The sequence below is a fragment of the Dokdonella sp. genome, from assembly GCF_036518555.1.
Classification (GTDB): domain Bacteria; phylum Pseudomonadota; class Gammaproteobacteria; order Xanthomonadales; family Rhodanobacteraceae; genus Dokdonella_A.
Genome location: NZ_DATDMY010000322.1, coordinates 1 through 4,194, shown reverse-complemented (window position 1 = coordinate 4,194; position 4,194 = coordinate 1). Strand labels below are relative to the sequence as shown.

General features: G+C 68.7%; 4 protein-coding genes and 1 pseudogene. 4 read left to right on the top strand and 1 reads right to left on the bottom strand.

What is annotated here, in order from left to right; translation table 11 throughout:
- A partial coding sequence (speA, locus tag VI238_RS17200) for a biosynthetic arginine decarboxylase (RefSeq protein WP_414650083.1) occupies positions 1-900 on the bottom strand: 900 nt, incomplete at its 3' end.
- A gap of 140 nt (positions 901-1,040) precedes the next feature.
- Here speA and speE point away from each other — a divergent pair.
- From speE to VI238_RS17180, 4 genes and pseudogenes are all read left to right on the top strand, one after another.
- Positions 1,041-1,913, top strand: a complete 873-nt coding sequence (gene speE, locus VI238_RS17195) for a polyamine aminopropyltransferase (protein ID WP_331653582.1) — start codon at positions 1,041-1,043, stop codon at positions 1,911-1,913.
- 33 nt (positions 1,914-1,946) lie between these two features.
- Complete coding sequence (locus tag VI238_RS17190) at positions 1,947-2,903, top strand: hypothetical protein (RefSeq protein WP_331653580.1); 957 nt, start codon at positions 1,947-1,949, stop codon at positions 2,901-2,903.
- 72 nt (positions 2,904-2,975) lie between these two features.
- Positions 2,976-3,890 (top strand): AEC family transporter, encoded by a 915-nt coding sequence (locus VI238_RS17185; protein ID WP_331653578.1) that lies wholly within the window; start codon positions 2,976-2,978, stop codon positions 3,888-3,890.
- A 117-nt stretch (positions 3,891-4,007) separates the two neighbouring features.
- Positions 4,008-4,194 (top strand): annotated as a pseudogene (locus tag VI238_RS17180) (gamma-glutamyltransferase); the annotation flags it as partial.

The following is a 4,194-nucleotide window of genomic DNA, read 5'->3' as shown; positions in this document are numbered from 1 at the left end:
GTCCGAGCGCGAGCGCGTGCCTTCGTAATCGACGCCGAGCCCGCCGCCGACATCCATGTGGGTGATCGGCAGGCCCATGCGCGAGAGTTCGACGAAGTAGCGCACTGCCTCGCGCATGCCGTTGGCGATGTCGCGCACGTTCGACATCTGCGAACCCATGTGGAAGTGCAGCAGCTTGAGCGTGTGCGACAGCTTCGCCGCGGCGAGTTCGTCGAGCAGGGTCAGCAGCTGGCGCGGCGTAAGACCAAACTTCGCCTTGTCGCCGCCGGAGTTCTGCCACTTGCCCGCGCCGAGGCTCTTGAGACGCATGCGCACGCCGAGCAAGGGTTCGACGCCGAGCGCGGTGGCCTCCTCGACCACGTAACGCAGCTCCGACGGCTTCTCGATCACGATGAAGATGTCGAGCCCGAGCTTGCGGCCGATCAGCGCGAGGCGGATGTATTCGCGATCCTTGTAACCGTTGCAGATCACCGTGCTGCCGCGCCGGGCGAGCGCGAGCACGGCCATGAGTTCGGGCTTGGAGCCCGCCTCGAGGCCGAAGCCGGGCGCGGCGTTGGCGGCGAGTTCGCCGGCGACGTTGTTCTGCTGGTTCACCTTGATCGGATAGATCAGCGTGTAACCGCCGTGGTAGTCCCAGTCGGCCATCGCCTTCTCGAACGCGCGCTGCAGGCGCGCACGGCGGTCCTGCAGGATGTCGGCGAAGCGCACGAGCAGCGGCAGGCGCGATCCCTGCACGCAGGCTGCGTCGACGATGCCAGGCAGCGACAGCGCCGGACCGTCGCCGCGACGCGGACGTACGAGCAGGTCGCCGTCGTCGCCGACGTCGAAGTAGCCTTCGCTCCAGTGCGGCACCGCCCACGTGTGGCGTGCGTCGTCCGCGGTCCAGCGCTGCTTGCTCACCCGTTGCTCCATCCGTTCGTGCCAGCGGCATAGTGTAACGAGCTGTCGCAATGCGCGTATGTCGGCGCGCGCGGGAACCGCTACAATCGCGCCCCCGGCGCCCGCCGGGTTCCCGTCCTCGACCCTCCGCAGGAAGCACCATGTCCGCGCCCCAGCAGAACGCCACCGCCCAGAACTGGTTCACCGAGCAGCACGCGCGTTCCGGGTCCTCGTTCGGCCTGCGCATCAAGGAGCGCCTGCACGCGGAGCAGACGCCGTTCCAGTCGATCGAGATCTACGACACGACCGACTGGGGCAAGCTCATGGTCATCGACGGCTGCACGATGGTGTCCACGCGCGACAACTTCCTCTATCACGAGATGATGTCGCACCCGGCGCTGTTCACGCATGCGCGCGCCAAGCGCGTCGTCATCATCGGCGGCGGCGACTGCGGCACCCTGCGCGAGGTGCTGCGTCACGAGGAAGTCGAGCACGCGGTGCAGGTCGAGATCGACGAGCGCGTCACGCGCCTCGCCGAGCAGTACTTCCCTGAATTGTGCGAGTCGAATGCCGATCCGCGCGCGGAGCTGCTGTTCATCGACGGCATCAAGTACATGGCCGAGCAGGAGCCGGAATCGATCGACGTCGTCATCGTCGATTCGACCGACCCGGTCGGCCCGGCCGAGGGCCTGTTCAACGCGGATTTCTATGCGAGCTGCCATCGTGCGCTGCGGCCGAGCGGCATCCTGGTGCAGCAGAGCGAGTCGCCGCTCGTACACCTGGACCTCATCAAGTCGATGCGTACGGCCATGCGCGTCGCCGATTTCCAGGCGGTGAGGACGCTCCTGTTCCCGCAACCGATCTACCCGACCGGCTGGTGGAGCTGCACGATGGCGCGCAAGGGCGCCGACCTCAGCGGGTTCCGCGAACGCGGCGCGGCGACCAAGCAGTTCGCGACGCGCTACTACAACGTCGACGTCCACAAGGCCGCGCTCGCGCTGCCGGAGTTCATGCGCGAGGCGCTCGGCGAGTAGTACCGCTCGCACCTTTTTGCCGGAAGCTCGAGCATGGCCAGGCCGGGCGCCATCGAAGATATCCTGTTCGAGATTGCGCGCACGCTCGATTTCTGCCGCAACGATCCGGCCTTTCCCGCGTCCAGCACGCACACGCGGGGCGCAACCGCGCATATCGAGGCGCGATCCCGGGGCGGCGCGATCGAAATGGATCTGATCGCGTGGAAAGGCGGTTCCCTGGACGTCGTCGGGGGCGACTGGTACGAGATCCCGTCGCTGCTGCTCGAGCTGTCCCGCCTGCTCGAACCCACGTATGGCCCGGTGCGACGCTTCGAGGGCCGATTCAGCCCGGAGAACGTACTGACCCTGCGCGCGAGGGGCGCAGGCGGCGTACTCGGCGAGTGGGCGTTCCAGCTCTCCGCGGAAGCGGCCGCGCAGGCGCGGAAGGAATCGCCCGACCTCGTCGCGCTCGCCGACGACGTGACGGGCATTCCTGCGGGCGCCGTCGAGGCGCTGCGCGACCTCAACGATTTCGTGCGCGATCGGCTGTTCCCGCTGCGGGCCCGCGCCACCATTCCGGTCAAGTTCTGGCGCACGGCCGATCCAGTGGTCCTGTGGAGCGCCGCGCAGCATCTGTACGGCCACCTCCTGGCTCGCCACGAGTACGACGCGACGGCCGTGCCGCCGCTACCGGACGGCTACACGACGATCTGCACGATCTTCCATGCCTTCGACCAGATCGACTGCGAAGGGCTGGAAACCGCGATCGACAACCTCGGCCCCGGCTATCACGATGCTCTCGTCGCACGGCTGCGCCTGGTCGGGCTCGACGCACTCGCGGACGCGTTCACGCAGGCCTGGGCGATGCATCCTTCCGGCGCGGACGCCGACGCCGAGGCGTTCGACGCGATCGCCGAACGCCTGGGCGCGCTGATCGACGCCGAGGCGACGCTGCTGGCGATCCATCGTCATGCCATGGACCACGCCGATGCATTCGAGTCGCACGGCTGAGGCCGCCCCGAGCGTTGGCGAGATCCGATACCGCGCAGCCCCGCTGCGCACCGCGTAGCGGTGACCGCTCCGATGTCCGCGCTGTCCGCGTTCGCGCTCGTCCTCGCCATGCTCGCCTTCGGCCGAGTGCTCGCCTGGCGCCGCGTCGTGCCGGCCGACGCACCGGCCGCGCTCAACCTCGTCGTGCTCTACGTGTGCCTGCCCGCTGCGGTGCTGCTGCATGCACCCCGACTCATGCTCGATCGCGAGCTGCTCGACCTCATCGCGATACCGTGGCTGATCTTCGGTGCGAGCGCGGGGCTGACGATGCTGTTCTCGCGCGCGCTGCGTTTCGACCGCGCGGCAACCGCCGTGCTGCTGCTCCTCGTCGCGCTCGGCAACACCTCGTTCCTCGGCTTCGCGCTCGTTCCCGCACTGGCCGGTGCCGACGCGCTGCGTTACGCGGTCGCGTACGACCAGTTCGGCAGCTTCCTGATCCTCTCCACCGTGGGCCTGATCGTCCTGGGCGTGTACGGCGGTGGCCGCCCGGGCTGGCGCTCGATCACGCGCCGCATCGCCACGTTCCCGCCGTTCATTGCGCTCGTCGTCGCGCTGGTAATGATGCCGAAGGTTTCCCCGCAGATCGTCACGCAGCCGCTCAAACTCCTCGCCGACTGCCTGCTGCCGCTCGTCGCGCTTGCGAGCGGCATGCAGTTGCGCCTGCGCGTGCCGCGCCACCATCTCGGCGTCTTCGCGTACGGACTCGTGGCCAAGCTGCTGCTGATGCCGCTGCTCGCGCTCGGCCTGTGCGCCCTGCTGGGCCTCGACGGCGAGATGCGCGCGGCGGCCGTCTATGAGACGGCGATGCCGCCGATGATCACGGCCGGCGCGCTGCTGTCGCTTGCGGGTCTCGCACCCGAACTCGCCGCGGCGCTGGTCGGCTTCGGCATCGTGCTGTCGATGGCGACGTTGCCGCTGTGGCGGTTCGTGCTCGCGCACCTGGCGTAGCAACGCGGGCAATCTCCGTTTCGGCGCGCGGCGACGGCTCGGATTCACCTACGCTTCTTTACATCCGTGCCGCGGGCCGCGGCGTATCCTCGGCGCTTTCCGGCCAGGGGAATCCTCATGCGTCGCATCGCCCTCGCGCTCGCGGTCGCCGCGTGCACCGCCGCTTCCGCCGTCCACGCCGGCGACCGCATCACGGGTGCGCCGTTCGCGACGCGCTCGGAGGTCATCGCCGCGCACGGGATGGTCGCGACCTCGCACCCGCTCGCAACGCAGATCGGCCTCGACGTGCTCAAGCAGGGCGGCA